This is a genomic window from Luedemannella helvata (genome assembly GCF_039528415.1).
In the GTDB taxonomy this organism is placed as follows: Bacteria; Actinomycetota; Actinomycetes; order Mycobacteriales; family Micromonosporaceae; genus Luedemannella; species Luedemannella helvata.
In genome coordinates this window covers 127,142-141,266 of the sequence record NZ_BAAALS010000017.1, presented here as the reverse complement: position 1 = coordinate 141,266, position 14,125 = coordinate 127,142, and the positions used below count along the sequence as shown (strand labels likewise).

Sequence of the window (14,125 nt, the reverse complement as noted above, 5' to 3'; positions counted from 1 at the left end):
CCAACCCGAACACCTTCACCACCCACGACCAGGCCCCGGGCCTGCGCCTGGTCGGCCCCGACGACGAGCCGCGCCCGCGCGCCAAGCTCGGGCGGGCGTGGACCGCCGATGAGCTGATGGACACCGAGTTCCCGCCGGCCCGGTGGGCGGTACCGGGCGTGCTGTGCGAGGGCGTCAACCTGCTGTGCGGGCCGCCCAAGGTCGGCAAGTCGTGGATGTCTCTCAACCTCGGGATCTCCGTCGCCGCTGGTAACCAGGCGTTCGACGCGATCCCGGTCGAGCCCGGCCCGGTGCTCTACCTCGCGCTGGAGGATGTGCCGCGCCGGTTGCAGACCCGTGTGGCGAAGATGCTCCCCAACGGGCAGCGTGCACCGCGTGATCTGCACCTGGTCACCGAGTGCCCGCCGATGACCCACGGCGGGGACGAGGCGATCGCCGGGTGGCTCGACGCGCACCGCAACGCGCGCATGGTCGTCATCGACGTGTTCGCCAAGGTCCGGGGACAGTCACCGATGGGCGCCAGCGCCTACGACGCCGATTACCTCGCCGTGGGCCGCATCAAGAAGATCGCCGACGCCTACGGGGTCGCGATCCTGCTCGTGCACCACGTGCGCAAGCAGGGATCGGATGACTTCCTGGCCGAGGTGTCCGGCACCAACGGCATCGCCGGGGCCGCCGACGCCACGCTGGTCCTCAAGCGCTCGCGCGGCGAGGCGGACGGGACGCTTTACGTGACCGGCCGCGACGTGGACGAGTCGGAATACGCGCTGCGGTTCTACCCCGAGGTCGGGGCGTGGTCGATGCTCGACGGGCCGCCGGCCGAGTACGCCATGGGCGACAGCCGCGCCACCATCCTGCGCTGGCTGCGCACCAACGGCCCCGCCGCACCGAGGGCAATCGAGGCGGGGACGGGGCTGGCCTACAACACGGTCAAGAAGACGTGCCAACGGATGCTGGCCGACGCCCAGCTTCACGCCGACGCGAGCGGCACCTACCGCGCGGCCGACGAGTCGGGGACAGCGTAGGGAAGTGTCCCCGGTGTCCCCGGTGTCCCCGAAATGCCTCTGACCAGGGCATATGAATTTGATCTAGGGGGACATGGGGGCCTAGCTGTCCCCCTAGATCGCTGAAACACGCTGGGGGGCGGGCTAGGCGATCAACGGATGTAACACCATCTAAGCGGTGTTTCAGCACAGACCCTACCTAAGACACCAACCATGCACAGATCTTGGCTCTACGGCCTTTACAGACCGCCTCCCAGAGGCTCGCCACCGTAGACCGCCCGCGCGCCGGCCCCGACGACCCCTCAACGTCGCCGGGCCGGCAGCGTGCCCCACACCGCCCGTACCGCCATCCCACGGGAGGCCGCACCCATGCCGCGCAAGGACTACCTCACCCTCGCCGAGTTCCTGACCGAACTGGACGTGCCCAAGTCGACCTTCTTCCGCTGGAAGGCGCTCGGCCAGGCACCCCGCAACTACAAGCTGCCCAACGGGCAGCTCCGCATCCGACGCACCGATTTCGAGGCCTGGATGGCCAGCCGAGAGGAGCCACAAGCAGCGTGAGCACCACCTACGACGTGCGGATCTTTGCGATCCGCGAACACAAGGGCACCGACCGGAAGACGGGCAAGCCGCGCAGCACGTACCGCGTGCGGTGGAAGGTGGCGGGCAAGGAGTTCGGAAAGACCTTCCAGACGCGGGCGCTGGCAGAGAGCTTTCGGTCGAAGCTGATCACGGCTCAGCGGGAGGGCGTGGCGTTCGATGAGCCGACCGGCCTACCTGAGCCGATGGCGCGGGAGTTGAACACCTGCTCTTGGTACGCGCACGCCGTGGCGTACGTGGACATGAAGTGGCCGGGAGCGTCCGCCAAGCACCGCAAGGGCATCGCGGACACGCTGGCCACGGTCACCCCGGCGCTACTGGCCACGGACCGGGGCGCCCCAGACGACAAGACGATGCGGGCCGCGCTGTACAGCTACGTGTTCAACAGGACCCGCCGGGAGGCTGGCCCGCCACCTGCGCGCTTGGCCGGCGCGGTGGCCTGGCTGGAAGCGAACACGGTCAACCTGTCCGCGTTGACCGATGCCGGGCTGGTGCGCAAGGCACTCGACACCATCGCCACCCTGACCACGGGCGGTGCGGCAGCGGCCAGCACGGTCAACCGCAAGCGGGCCGTGTTCTCCGGCTGCCTCAAGTACGCCGTGGAACTGCGGCGCCTCGATGTCCACCCGCTGACGCTGGTGAGCTGGAAGGCGCCGCGCAGCACGGACGCGGTTGACCGGCGCGTGGTGGTCAACCGCAAGCAGGGAACCGCGCTGCTCGCAGCCGTGCGCGAGGACACGCCGGAGCTGACCGCGTTCTTCGGCTGTATGTACGAGGCAGCGCTACGGCCCGAGGAGGCGCTACACCTGACCGAGGAGGAGTACGAGCGCCCGAGCAAGCCGGGCGAGTGGGGCTGGCTCCACCTGAGCGGCGCCACATTGACCGTGGGCGAGGGCTGGGGCAACGGCCCCGGCACGGTCGAGGACCGAGAGCTGAAGCATCGGGCCAAGAAAACCTCACGGGACGTGCCCGCCTCGCCCGCGCTGTGCGAGATGCTCGACTGGCACCTGACCAAGTACGGCGCCGGCCCCGGTGGGCGCCTGTTCGTGACCCGGCGAGGACCGCGCGGCATCTTCGTCACGCCCAAGGCCCGGCCCGTGCCCAACAACACGTACACGACCGTCTGGCGACGCGCCCGCCGGAAGGCGCTCACCGCTGCCCAGGTCGCCTCGCCGCTCGCCAAGCGGCCGTACGACCTACGGCACGCGGCCGTGAGCCTGTGGCTCAACGCGGGCGTACCGCCGAAGCAGGTGGCCGATTGGGCGGGAAACAGCGTTCATGTCCTGCTCAGGGTGTACGCGAGTTGCATCGACGGGCAGGAGGATGCGGCGCGGCGCCGCATCGAGGAGGCGCAGCGCGAGGACGAAGCCGATTCATGATCGTCCGCGAAACTTTGCCACGCATTTGCCACAGCGAGTGAGATCCACCGGTCCCCCGTGGGACTGAGTGGGACCAACGACAAGGGCCCCCGACCGGCGTTTCCGCTGGTCGGGGGCCCTTTTTGCAGCTTGTGGCGGGTGAAGGGTTCGAACCTTCGTAGCTTTCGCGACGGATTTACAGTCCGCTCCCATTGACCGCTCGGGCAACCCGCCTGGGCTGGCCACCGTCCCACGGATCACTCCGGGTGCGGCAGCGGTAGCAAGGATAACGGTACGACCCGGGGGCCGCGCAAACGGGTACCCGGTTCGCCGCGCCGGACCCCAATTGGGGCACGTTGGCGCCGGGTGGGGCAGGATGGACGGGTTCTATCGACGGTTGAGTTTGCTCGGGAGCGTGTGATTGTGGCGTCGACACCCTCGTTCGACATCGTCAGCAAGGTCGACCGGCAGGAGGTCGACAACGCGCTGAACCAGACGGCCAAGGAGTTGTCCCAGCGTTTCGACTTCCGGGGCGTGAACGCGACCGTGGCGTGGGCCGGCGAGGAGGCCGTGGCTCTGCAGGCGGACACGGAGGAGCGGGTCAAGGCGGCGCTGGAGGTCTTCAAGGAGAAGCTGATCAAGCGCAATATCTCGCTGAAGTCGCTGGATGCCGGGGAGCCTCGCCAGTCGGGCAAGGGCTACAAGATCGACTGCAAGATCCTTCAGGGGATCGACTCCGACAAGGCCAAGGCGATCAGCAAGAAGATCCGCGACGAGGGGCCCAAGGGCGTGCAGGCGCAGATCCAGGGCGACCAGCTGCGGGTGACCGGCAAGAAGAAGGACGACCTGCAGGACGTGATCGCCCTGCTCAAGAACTCCGACTTCGGCGTCGCGCTGCAGTTCACGAACTACCGGTGACCCGCTAGGGCGCCATCACGTCGCGGCTTGTGGCGCGGGCGTCCGCGGTCGCGATCGGACCCGCCGGCCAGCCGGCCACGATCGCGCCGGCGGCCACGCACGCGGACATGAAGGCGAACGCCCAGCCGACGCCGGTGTGGTCGACGAGGAAGCCGGTCACGGATCCGCCCATCGCTCCCGCCGCGATGGACACCGTGAGGATCCAGGTGTAGGCCTCCGTGTGCATCGTGGCGGGGACGATGCGGCCCACGAGCGTGTTCGTAATGATCATGGCGGGGGCGATGGCGGCGCCGCCGATGATCAGGACGGCCGCCATCAGCCCCGCAGAGGGCACCACGGCCAGGACGGCGAGGCTGCCCGCCACGGCGAAGAGCAGCCAGCCGAGCTGCTTCACCAGAGGCACGGCGGGGGCCCGGGTGCCGTACCAGAGGCCGCCGATCGCGCTGCCGAGCCCCCAGACGGCGAGCAGGACGGCCGCGACGGAGTCGCTGTCGGCCCCGCCGACGTGGCGCTCGGCGAACGCGGGCACGACCACGCCGGAGGCGCCGAACGACACGCCCAGCGTGCCGGCGCAGACGACGAGCGCCGCGAACCCGGGCACCCGCAGCGGGCCGAGGCCGCGGGCGCGCTCGTGGGGTTCGGCCGGGGCGGCGCGGCGCATGGCGGGGCTGGCCGCGACGAACCAGGTGCCCACGAGCGTGACGGCGGCGGCGACGCCCAGGGCGACGGCCGGGTTGGCGATCGCGACGACGAGCGCCACCAGCAGCGGGCCGAGCACGAAGATCAGCTCGACGAGGGTCGCCTCGGCGGCCAGGGCGGTGGTCCGCAGGTGGTGGCGGCCCGATATCACAGACGTGAGGGCGTTCCACGCCCCGCGTACGGCGGCCGACAGGGGCGGGTAGGTGGCCCCGGCCAGGGCGGCCGCGACCCAGATGAGCACGACGGAAGGGCGCGGACCGCGCGCGGCGAGCAGCAGGAGCACCAGGGCCACCGGGTGGGCCACGGCGGTCACCCGCAGCACGGGGGCGGGCCCGAGGCGGTCGGCGAGGCGGCCGACGAACGGGGCGACGGCGGCGCTGGCCAGGGCGTAGCAGGACGCCGCGATGGCGGCCGGGGTGTACCGGCCGACCACGCCGGCGACGTGCAGGATCAGCGCCAGCGCGGTGATGCCGAGGCCGAGGCGGCCGAGGGTGCCGTACACGAGCAGGGTCGGTGCGTGCGGAAGGCGCCAGACGGCCGCATAACGGGCGATGCCCCGGGCGGCGAGGTCGTCCCCGCCCGGGGCATCGGTGTCACGCTGCATCGGTGCAGCGTACGTGGGTTAGCGGTACTGGATCGGACCGGCGTTGGCCGCCATGGCCTCCAGCCGGGCGACGCGCTGCTCCATCGGCGGGTGCGTCGAGAACATGTTCGCCAGCCCGCCGCCCTTCAGCGGGTTGTCGATCATCAGGTGGGCCTGGCTCGCGAGCTGGCCGTCGGCGCGCAGTGGCATCGTCTGCGTACCGTAGTGGATCTTCCGGAGGGCGCTGGCCAGGGCGAGCGGGTCGCCGGTGAGCCCCGCGCCGGACTCGTCGGCCTGGTACTCCCGGCTGCGGCTGATCGCCATCTGGATGATCGCGGCGGCCAGCGGGCCGAGGATCATGAGCAGCAGCAGGCCGAGGATGCCGGGGCCCCCCTCCTCGTCGTCCGAGCCCATCATGGGCAGGAAGATCGCAATGTTGGCCAGCATCGTGATGATGCCGCCCAGCGCGCCGGCGACCGACGAGATCAGGATGTCGCGGTTGTAGACGTGGGACAGCTCGTGGCCGATCACGCCGCGCAGCTCGCGCGGGGTGAGGATCCGCATGATCCCGTCGGTGACGCAGACGGCCGCGTTCTGCGGGTTGCGGCCGGTCGCGAAGGCGTTGGGCTGCGGCGTCGGCGAGATGTACAGCCGCGGCATGGGCTGGTTGGCCCGGGCCGACAGCTCCCGCACCATCGCGTAGAGCTCCGGCGCCTCGATCTCGCTGATGGGCCGCGCGCCCATGGTGCGCAGCGCGATCTTGTCAGAGAAGAAGTAGGTCGCCGCGTTCATGCCCAGGGCGAAGATGACGGCGATGAACAGGCCGGTACCGCCGCCGAACCAGTAGCCGACGCCGAGGATGAGCGCGGTGAGCAGCCCCAGCAGGGCTGCCGTTTTCAGTCCGTTGTAGTGCCGGTGCACGAAGATCTCTCCTTTACCCGCGTGTTCACGCTGTTGCGTCCAACGCCGGCGGGGCTGCGTTGCTTCCTCAACAGTGCCCAGGAGACGTCACAGGTCGCTGTGACTTAGCTGATAACGCTCTCAGCTGGCCATAAGAAGATCAACAGCCGAGAGTACGAGCTGCGGCGCGAACCCGACGACCACCGCGGCGACCGTGGTCAGCGCCACCGCGAGCGCGACCGGCCATGCGAGCCGGGGCCAGCCGTCACCCGGGCCGGCATCCGGGCGGGGATCAAGGGCGGGATCCGGCGGGCGGAACAGGGCCACGGACGCGCGCACGTAGTACGCCGCCCCGACCACGGCGTTGAGCGCCACGATGAGAGCGAGCCACCCGGACGCCCCCTCCAGCAGCGCGCGGACGACCGTGACCTTGGCGAACAGCCCGGCCAGGCCGGGCGGCAGGCCGGCGAGCCCGGCCATGGCGAGCACGAACGCGGCCGCCACCCACGGCCGGCGCCGGGCCGCGCCCCGGAAGTCGGCCAGGTCACCGCCGTCGGCCGCGCCGCGCAGCGCGACGACGGCCGCGAACGCCCCCAGTTCCAGCAGCACGAACAGCACGGCGTACGCGAGGACGGCCGCGACGACCGTACGCGCCGCGCCGGCATCGCGCTGGTCGGCGAGCGCGAACACGCCCAACGGCGCCAGGATGTACCCGGCCTGCGCTACGGACGACCAGGCCAGCAGGCGCACCATCCGCCGTTGGCGCAGGGCCACCAGGTTGCCGACCGTCATGGTCGCCACCGCGAGGGCGGCCAGGAGCGGGCCGGCGACGGCGAGCTGCGACCCGAGGCCGAGGACGACGACGAGCAGGATCGCGGCCACGCCGCCGGCCTTCGAGGCCGTCGACAGGAACGCGGCCACGGGCAGTGGCGCGCCGTCGTACGTGGTCGGCGCCCAGGCGTGCAGCGGCACGGCCGCCACCTTGAAGCCGAGCCCCACGAGGACCAGCGCGATACCGGCGGCGGCCAGCGCCGCGAAGCCGGGCACCACGCCGCCGAGCGCGCCGGCGAGGCGGGTCAGGTGCACCGTGCCGGTGACGGCGTAGAGCAGGGCCGCGCCGAGCAGCGTGACGGCGGTCGACACCACGGACACGGTGAAGAACGTCACGGCCGCCTGCGCGGACGCGAGTTCGCGGCGGCGCAGGGCGACGGCCGCGTACAGGGGCAGGGTCAGCGTCTCCACCGCGACGACCAGGGTGATCAGGTCGCGGGAGGCGCCCAGCACCACGCCGCCCGTCATGGCGCAGCCCAGCAGGAAGCACAGTTCACCGGCCGGTGCGTCGCCCGCGCTGATTGTCGGTAAGCAGAGCAGCAGGGCGACGAGCGTGGCGGCCGCGACGGTCACGCCGACGACCGTGGCGAAGTCGTCCCACACGTACGAGCAGCCGGCCGTACCGCAGAAGCTGCGACGCGGCCCGGGGACCAGCAGGGCGGCGGCGACCGTGCCGGCGGCCCCGAGCACGGCCAGGGCGAGCACGACCCCACGCCGGCCCACGATCAGGTCGGCGAGGAAGGCGAGCAGGGCCGTCCCGGCGGCGGCGTAGGCCGGCGCGAGCGCCACATGGTCGATCACTCGGCTGCCACCACCCCGGTCAGCGCCGTCACCGGCGCGTCGGCCACCGCCACGACCAGTGCCGGCGCCACGCCCAGCACCAGGGTCAGCGCCACGAGCGGCGCCCACGCCCACAGCTCCGCGCGGCTGAGCCGCCCCGCGTCGCCGAGGCCCGCGACCGCCGGTGTGGCCTCCCCGTGGGTCACCCTCCGCAACAACCTCAGGAAGTACGCGGCGGTGAGCGCGCCGCCGACCGCCCCGAGCACGCCCAGGGTCGTCCACAGGGGACCGCCGCGCTGCATGGCGGCCAGCACGGCGAACGCCTCGCCCCAGAAGCCGGCGAGCCCGGGCAGGCCGAGCGAGGCGATGGCGGCGTACCCGAGCAGGCCCGACAGGGCCGGGGCGGTCTCCCGCAGGCCGCCCAGGGCGGCCAGGTCGCCCGTGTGCGCGCGGTCCTTGATCGCCCCGGCGAGGAAGAACAGCAGGCCGGTGATGACGCCGTGGGCGATGTTCGCGACCAGCGCGGCCCGCACCCCGGCCGGGCTGAGCGTGGCGATGCCGAGCAGCACGAACCCCATGTGCCCCACGGAGGAGTACGCGATGAGCCGCTTGAGTTCCGTCTGGGCCAGGCAGACCAGGCTGCCGACGAGGATCGCGGCGACCGCCAGGACGCCGAGCGTGGGCGCCACGTCGCGGGCCGCGTCCGGGGCCACCCCCACGGCCACCCGGATCAGGCCGTACGTGCCCATCTTCAGCAGCACGCCCGCGAGGATGACCGAACCGACCGTGGGCGCCTCCGTGTGCGCGTCCGGCAGCCAGGTGTGCAGCGGCCACAGCGGGCTCTTGACCGCGAACGCGATGGCGAGGAGCACGAACGCGGCGAGCTGCGTGCCGTAGGTCATCGTGGCGCCCGCGCCGTCGCTGAGCGCGACCAGGTCGGCCGTGCCGGCGCCGACCACCACGGTGAACACGCCGACGAGCAGCAGCACCGAACCGAGCAGGGTGTAGAGGACGAACTTGCGGGCCGCGTGCCGACGCCCCGGTCCGCCCCAGACCGCGATCACCGCGAACATCGGCAGCAGCACGACCTCGAAGAACACGAAGAACAGCACGAGGTCCAGGGCCAGGAACGTGCCGAGGATGCCGACCTCGATGACGAGCAGCAGGGCCGCGAGGTGCCGCCCGTGCCGGCCGCCCGGCACCCGCGCGACCGTGAAACCGGCGCAGAGCAGCGTGAGCAGCGCGGTGAGCACCACCAGCGGGTAGGAGATGCCGTCGACGCCCACGTGCCAGCGCAGGTCCAGCGACGGCACCCAGGCCAGGTCGACCTGGTGCCAGGGGCGCAGGACGCCGTCGGGCGGCGGGTCGCGGTCGACCGCGAGCAGGGCCGCCGCGACGAGCGTGAGGGCCGCCGCGACCGCGGCGACGACCCGACCGGCGCGATCGAACCGGGCCGGCACCAGGGCGGCGACGAGCGCCCCGAGCGCGGGGATGACGAGCACGGCGGTCAGCAGCATGCTCACCACCACCCCTGCGTGATCGCGACGGCGGCCACGCCGAGGACGACGGCGCCGCTGAGGACGGCCGTCAGCGCGCGGGGCACGCCGCCCCGGTGCGCGTTCGCCACGGCCGTACCCAGCTCGACCGTGCTCTCGCCGGTGCCCTCCACGATGCCGTCCACGAGGGACTCGTCGGCGCGGCGGGCACCCCGGGCGAGCGCGCGGACCGGGCGTACGACGAGGGTGTCCTGCACCGCGTCGAGGTGGAAGCCGGCCGCGAACACCGGCCGCAGCGGACCCAGCACCGCGGCCGGCTCGGCCGGCCGCAGGCGCCACCACCAGACGCCGGCGGCGACGCCGAGCAGCGCGAACGGCAGCGGGGCGAGCGCGGCGGCATGCAGCGTGAAGGTCTCCTGCGCGCCGAGGGCGTGCGCGAACCAGGGCGACAGGGCGGCGAAGCCGAGCAGGGCGCTCGGCACCGCCAGCAGGATCACCGGCCAGGCCATGGCGGGCGGCGGCTCGTGCGGGTGCGCGCCGGCCGGGACGGGACCGAAGAACACCCGCAGCCACAGCAGCGACGCGTAGAGGCCGGTCACGAACACGGTCACCAGGCCGGCGAGGTAGATCAGCAGGGCGCGGCCGCCGTGGCCCTGCGCCGCGGCGTACAGGATCTCGTCCTTGCTGAAGAAGCCGGCCAGCGGAGGCAGGCCGACCAGCGCGCCCAACCCGATCGTGAAACACCAGAACGTGACCGGCATCGCGCGGCGCAGGCCGCCCATGCCGGTCATCAGGTTCGTGCCCACGGCGTGGATCACCGAGCCGGCCGCGAGGAACAGCAGCGCCTTGAACGCGGCGTGGGTGAGCAGGTGGAACAGTGCGGCGGCGGGGGCCGCGATAGCCAACGCCGCCACCATGTAGGCGATCTGCGACACCGTCGACCAGGCCAGGACCCGCTTGATGTCCTCCTGCCCGAGGGCCGACAGCGCGCCGAGCAGCATCGTGACCGCCGCTATGGCCGCGAGCACCCACAGGGCCGCGTTCGAGGCGGTGAACAGCGGGTACAGGCGGAAGACCACGTACACGCCGGCCGCGACCATGGTGGCCGCGTGGATGAGGGCGCTGATCGGCGTCGGGCCGGCCATCGCGTCCGGCAACCAGGTGTGCAGCGGGAACTGCGCGCTCTTGCCGGCCACGCCGGCCAGCAGCAGCAGGCAGACGGCCGTGGTCATCGCCGGGGTCAGGACCCCCGGCGCGAGCACGTCCGCCAGGCGGAAACTGCCCGCGTGCAGGCCGAGCAGCACGATGCCGAGCAGGAAGCCCACGTCGCCGACCCGGGTGACCAGGAACGCCTTCACGGCGGCGGCGGGCGCCTGCGGCAGGGTGCGGTCGTGGGCGATGAGCAGGTACGAGCAGACGCCCATGACCTCCCACCCCGCCAGCAGCATGATCAGGTCGCCGGCCACGACGACCGTGAGCATCGCGCCGGTGAACAGGCTCACCTGCGCGGCATACGGCGCGTAGCGGTCGTCGTCGCGCAGGTAGGCCGTCGAGTAGACCTGCACCGCCAGGGCCACGGCGGCCACGGCGACCGCGACCAGGGCGACGGTCGCGTCCAGGCGTACGCCGACCGTGACGGGCAGGTTGCCGAAGTTGACGATCTCGAGTCGGGACTCGACCGGCCCGTCGACGGTGCTGACCAGGACGATCGCGGCGACCAGCGTCAACGCGGCGCCACCCACGCCGAGGGTCAGGGCCGCGGGGCGGCCCCGGGCCAGGAGCCCCCACAGGCCACACACCAGGGGTACGACGGCGAGCGCGGCGCCCAGCGCCGTCGCCACGAGGTGCGCGCTCACCGGGCGGGTTCCGGTTCCGGTCGATCCGTGTCCCAGTCCATCGGCCCCGGGTCGAGGGGCACCTCGTCGAGGGCGACCGAGCGGCGCGCGCGGTACAGCTGCAACACGATCGCCAGGCCCACGCCCACCTCGGCGGCGGCGAGCACGACCACGAACAGCGCGAATACCTGGCCGGTCGCCGGCAGCACGGCGCGCACGGTCGCGTCGGCCGTCACGAGCACCAGGTTGACCGCGTTGAGCATCAGCTCGACGGCCATGAGCAGCAGCACGGCGTTGCGACGCACGAGCACGCCGTAGACGCCGAGCCCGAACAGGGCGGCGGCCACGCAGTACGGGATGACCGGGCGCATCAGGCACCACCGTCCCGGGCCCCGACGTCGGGACGCGACACCACGATCGCGCCCACCAGCGCGGACAACAGCAGCACGGACAGCACCTCGAACGGCAGCACCCAGTCGGTGAACACGGCCGTCCCGATCGTGTCCGCCCCGCCGCCGGGGACGACGCCGCCGGACACGCGGGTCCAGCGGTACGCGTCGACGAACAGCGCGCCGAGGCCGAGCGCCGCGCCGCCGCCGACCAGCGCGCCCGGCCACCGGGAGCGGTCGAGGTCGTCGCTCGCCCCGATCGGCGCGCGGGTCAGCATCACCGCGAACAACAACAGCACGACCACCGCGCCGACGTAGATGAGCACCTGCACCCAGGCGACCACCTCGGCGCCCAGTGCCAGGTAGATGCCGGCCACGGCCCCCAGGGCCACGACCAGCCACAGGCCCGCGCGCACCACGTGCCGGGTGCCGACCACCATGGCGCCGGCGCCCACGGCCACCGCCCCGAGCGCCAGCATGACGGCGTCGACGCCGGTCACGGGGCGTCGCCCGGGGGCGCGGCCTCAGCTTGGGCGAGCTTGCGGGCGGCGGTCGACTCCTCCTTGGCGGGTTCGCCGTTGGGGTCGTGGGCGGGCGGCGGCGGCACGGTCCACATCCACTCGCGCAGCGTGTCCTTGTCGTGCAGCAGGTCGCGGATGTCGTACTCGGCGTACTCGAACTCCGGCGACCAGTACAGGGCGTCGAAGGGGCACGCCTCGATGCAGATGCCGCAGTACATGCACAGGGAGAAGTCGATGTCGAAGCGGTCGAGGACGTTGCGCTGCCGGGGGCGGCTCGCGCCCGGCACCACGACCTCCTCCTTGTGCGAGTCGATGTAGATGCACCAGTCGGGGCACTCGCGCGCGCAGAGCATGCAGACCGTGCAGTTCTCCTCGAACAGCGCGATGACGCCCCGCGACCGGGGCGGCAGTTCCGGCTCGACGTCCGGGTACTGCTGGGTGTGCGACCGCCTGGTCATCGTCTTGAGCGTGACCGCCAGCCCTTTGGCCAGCCCGCTGCCCGGCACACCGTCCATACCCATCATCCTGCCCCTACCCGCTCGCGCGCGCGAGCACCGGACCCCGTCCCGGCGGCAAACTGCCGACGGGCAACGACGAAAGGCCCGCGTTCGAGGTCACCCGGGCGGTCGACGCGCGCCTCCCGCAGCGGCACCCGTTCTGCCCCGACGTGCTTATCATCACCGCCGCCGGCTGATCACCCACGGTCGCGGCCCGGACGGTTGCCCGGGTGCAGACAGGCCCTGAGCACGGCGATCATCGATCCCGGTAGTTGACATATCCGATCTGGTTAGTAGACTTTTGGCTATGCCGCGCTCGCTGGACCTCATCACCCGGGTCCACATTGACCTGCTCCGGGTCGCGTCGGCCGCCTGTCGCCGGCGCTGAGTCGCGCCGCCTCCGCGCCGCGCGACCACCTCCGACCGAGTACGACCACTCGACGGAAAGGGCGCCGGCAGTGACCCATCCCAACCGCTCGACCGCCTGGAGCGGCCGCCGAACCGCCGACCCGGCGGAACCCCGGGCGGGCGGTGCGGGCGCCGTCCTGCGGGCCGTCCTCGACCTCGGCCCCGTGGCCCGCAGCACCATCGTCGGGCACGCCGGGCTGAGCCCGGCCGCCGTCACCCGGCACGCCGCCGCCCTCACCGGCGCCGGCTACCTGCGCGAACTGGCCGTGGAGCGCGGTCCGCGCGGGCTGGGCCGGCCGCACGTACCGCTCGACATCGACACCCGGCGGTGGGTGGTCGCCGGGGTGCACATCGGCGTCCGGCAGACCACCCTCGCGCTGGTCGACCTGCGCGGGCACGTCCTGGTCAGCGAACAGGTGCCGCACCGGACGGTCGAGGCCGGCGCGGTGACCGCGCGCGTCGCCGCCCTGCTGCCGGACTTCCTCGCCGCGCACGCGGGCGGGCGCGAGATCCTCGGCCTCGGCGTGGCCAGCGGCGGCTGGGTCGACTCGGCCGCGGGAGTCATCGTCGAGAACCTGCCGCTGGGCTGGCGCGACGTGCCGATCCGCGACGCGCTGGAGCGGGTGGTGGACGTACCCGTGCTGGTCGACGGGCACGCGCGCGCCCTCGCCCGGGCCGAACAACTCATCGGCGCGGTGCGCGCAAAGGCCCGGCGCAGCATCCTGCACCTGTTCGTCGGCACGGTCGTGGACGCGGCGTTCGCCGCCGGGGAGGGCGTGCACCACGGACCGCGCTCGGCCGCGGGCGCGATAGCCCACCTGCCCGTCGGTCCCGAGGACGACTCCTGCGCCTGCGGTAGCGCCGGGTGCCTTCAGGCGGCCGTGTCCGAACAGACGCTCGCCCGGCGGGCGGCCCGCGCCGGCGTCGTCGAAACGCCGTCCTTTCCCGCCGTACTCGACGCCGCGCTGCGGGGCGTGCCGGCGGCCGTGGCGCTCCTACGGGAGCGCGCCGAACTGGTGGGACGGGCCGCGGCGCTGCTGATCGACGTGGTCAACCCGGAGGTCGTCGTCGTCACCGAGGCCGGCGTGAACCGGCTCCCGGAGTGCCTGGCCCGGCTGCGGGACTCCGTGCGGCGCCACTCGCGGCTGTGTCCGGACGCCGCGTCCCGCGTCGTGCCATCGAGCTTCGCCGGCACGGTGCTGCCGGTGGCCGCCGCGGCGGCCGTACTCGATGGTTTCTATGCCGACCCACTCGGCCACCGGACCGTGCTTTTGATGGCCTCCTGACGCCACCATTTCCGGCCCGC

The 14,125-nt window shown here is 72.7% G+C and carries 14 protein-coding genes and 1 tRNA gene; 6 read left to right on the top strand and 9 right to left on the bottom strand.

Features of this window, described 5'->3' with window-relative positions; all coding sequences use genetic code 11:
- From ABD191_RS18325 to ABD191_RS18315, 3 genes are all read left to right on the top strand, one after another.
- Positions 1-1,025 (top strand): AAA family ATPase (locus tag ABD191_RS18325; protein ID WP_425560756.1); only part of this gene is annotated, 1,025 nt, incomplete at its 5' end.
- Positions 1,026-1,328: 303 nt separating this feature from the next.
- A complete protein-coding gene (locus ABD191_RS18320) occupies positions 1,329-1,565 on the top strand; it encodes a helix-turn-helix transcriptional regulator (RefSeq protein WP_425560755.1) in 237 nt (78 codons plus the stop codon).
- Positions 1,562-2,983, top strand: coding sequence for a tyrosine-type recombinase/integrase (locus tag ABD191_RS18315; RefSeq protein ID WP_344083194.1), 1,422 nt, complete (start codon positions 1,562-1,564; stop codon positions 2,981-2,983). The genes ABD191_RS18320 and ABD191_RS18315 overlap by 4 nt, the downstream gene beginning before the upstream one ends.
- Positions 2,984-3,115: 132 nt before the next feature.
- Here the strand turns inward: ABD191_RS18315 and ABD191_RS18310 are convergent.
- Positions 3,116-3,196, bottom strand: a tRNA-Tyr gene (locus ABD191_RS18310).
- Positions 3,197-3,385: 189 nt separating this feature from the next.
- Between ABD191_RS18310 and ABD191_RS18305 the strand changes: the two genes are divergently transcribed.
- Positions 3,386-3,880, top strand: a complete 495-nt coding sequence (locus ABD191_RS18305; RefSeq protein ID WP_344083192.1) for a YajQ family cyclic di-GMP-binding protein — start codon at positions 3,386-3,388, stop codon at positions 3,878-3,880.
- Between the two features lie 4 nt (positions 3,881-3,884).
- Here the strand turns inward: ABD191_RS18305 and ABD191_RS18300 are convergent, their stop codons facing one another.
- The 8 genes from ABD191_RS18300 to ABD191_RS18265 form a co-directional block, all read right to left on the bottom strand.
- A complete protein-coding gene (locus ABD191_RS18300) occupies positions 3,885-5,183 on the bottom strand; it encodes an MFS transporter (protein ID WP_344083190.1) in 1,299 nt (432 codons plus the stop codon).
- 18 nt (positions 5,184-5,201) lie between these two features.
- Entirely contained in the window at positions 5,202-6,083 is an 882-nt protein-coding gene (gene htpX, locus ABD191_RS18295; RefSeq protein ID WP_344083188.1) for a zinc metalloprotease HtpX, read from the bottom strand.
- Between the two features lie 120 nt (positions 6,084-6,203).
- The gene (locus tag ABD191_RS18290) at positions 6,204-7,694 is read right to left on the bottom strand and encodes an NADH-quinone oxidoreductase subunit N (protein WP_344083186.1); all 1,491 of its coding nucleotides are present in this window, start codon (positions 7,692-7,694) and stop codon (positions 6,204-6,206) included.
- The gene (locus ABD191_RS18285; protein WP_344083184.1) at positions 7,691-9,190 is read right to left on the bottom strand and encodes a complex I subunit 4 family protein; all 1,500 of its coding nucleotides are present in this window, start codon (positions 9,188-9,190) and stop codon (positions 7,691-7,693) included. Before ABD191_RS18285 ends, ABD191_RS18290 begins: the two co-directional genes overlap by 4 nt.
- 2 nt (positions 9,191-9,192) lie before the next feature.
- Positions 9,193-11,025 carry an NADH-quinone oxidoreductase subunit 5 family protein gene (locus tag ABD191_RS18280; RefSeq protein WP_425560754.1) on the bottom strand — a complete coding sequence of 611 codons (1,833 nt, stop codon included), beginning with the start codon at positions 11,023-11,025 and terminating at the stop codon, positions 9,193-9,195.
- Positions 11,022-11,375: an NADH-quinone oxidoreductase subunit NuoK gene (gene nuoK / locus ABD191_RS18275; protein ID WP_344083182.1), complete on the bottom strand. Its 354-nt coding sequence runs from the start codon at positions 11,373-11,375 to the stop codon at positions 11,022-11,024. The genes ABD191_RS18280 and nuoK overlap by 4 nt, the downstream gene beginning before the upstream one ends.
- On the bottom strand, positions 11,375-11,893 hold the full coding sequence (locus tag ABD191_RS18270; protein WP_344083180.1) for an NADH-quinone oxidoreductase subunit J family protein: 519 nt from the start codon (positions 11,891-11,893) through the stop codon (positions 11,375-11,377). Before ABD191_RS18270 ends, nuoK begins: the two co-directional genes overlap by 1 nt.
- Positions 11,890-12,438, bottom strand: coding sequence for a NuoI/complex I 23 kDa subunit family protein (locus tag ABD191_RS18265; RefSeq protein WP_425560753.1), 549 nt, complete (start codon positions 12,436-12,438; stop codon positions 11,890-11,892). Before ABD191_RS18265 ends, ABD191_RS18270 begins: the two co-directional genes overlap by 4 nt.
- A 280-nt stretch (positions 12,439-12,718) precedes the next feature.
- Here ABD191_RS18265 and ABD191_RS29290 point away from each other — a divergent pair, with 280 nt between their 5' ends.
- Together ABD191_RS29290 and ABD191_RS18260 are read left to right on the top strand one after the other, a co-directional pair.
- A complete protein-coding gene (locus tag ABD191_RS29290) occupies positions 12,719-12,799 on the top strand; it encodes a putative leader peptide (protein ID WP_425560758.1) in 81 nt (26 codons plus the stop codon).
- A 70-nt stretch (positions 12,800-12,869) separates the two neighbouring features.
- On the top strand, positions 12,870-14,105 hold the full coding sequence (locus ABD191_RS18260) for an ROK family protein (protein ID WP_344083176.1): 1,236 nt from the start codon (positions 12,870-12,872) through the stop codon (positions 14,103-14,105).
- The last annotated feature ends 20 nt before the right edge of the window (positions 14,106-14,125 follow it).

Coding starts and splice junctions, on each gene's coding strand:
- ABD191_RS18300 (WP_344083190.1), bottom strand. CDS start 5,183: ATGCAGCGTGACACCGATGCCCCGGGCGGGGACGACCTCGCCGCCCGG.
- ABD191_RS18285 (WP_344083184.1), bottom strand. CDS start 9,190: ATGCTGCTGACCGCCGTGCTCGTCATCCCCGCGCTCGGGGCGCTCGTC.
- nuoK (WP_344083182.1), bottom strand. CDS start 11,375: ATGCGCCCGGTCATCCCGTACTGCGTGGCCGCCGCCCTGTTCGGGCTC.
- ABD191_RS18265 (WP_425560753.1), bottom strand. CDS start 12,438: ATGATGGGTATGGACGGTGTGCCGGGCAGCGGGCTGGCCAAAGGGCTG.
- ABD191_RS29290 (WP_425560758.1), top strand. CDS start 12,719: ATGCCGCGCTCGCTGGACCTCATCACCCGGGTCCACATTGACCTGCTC.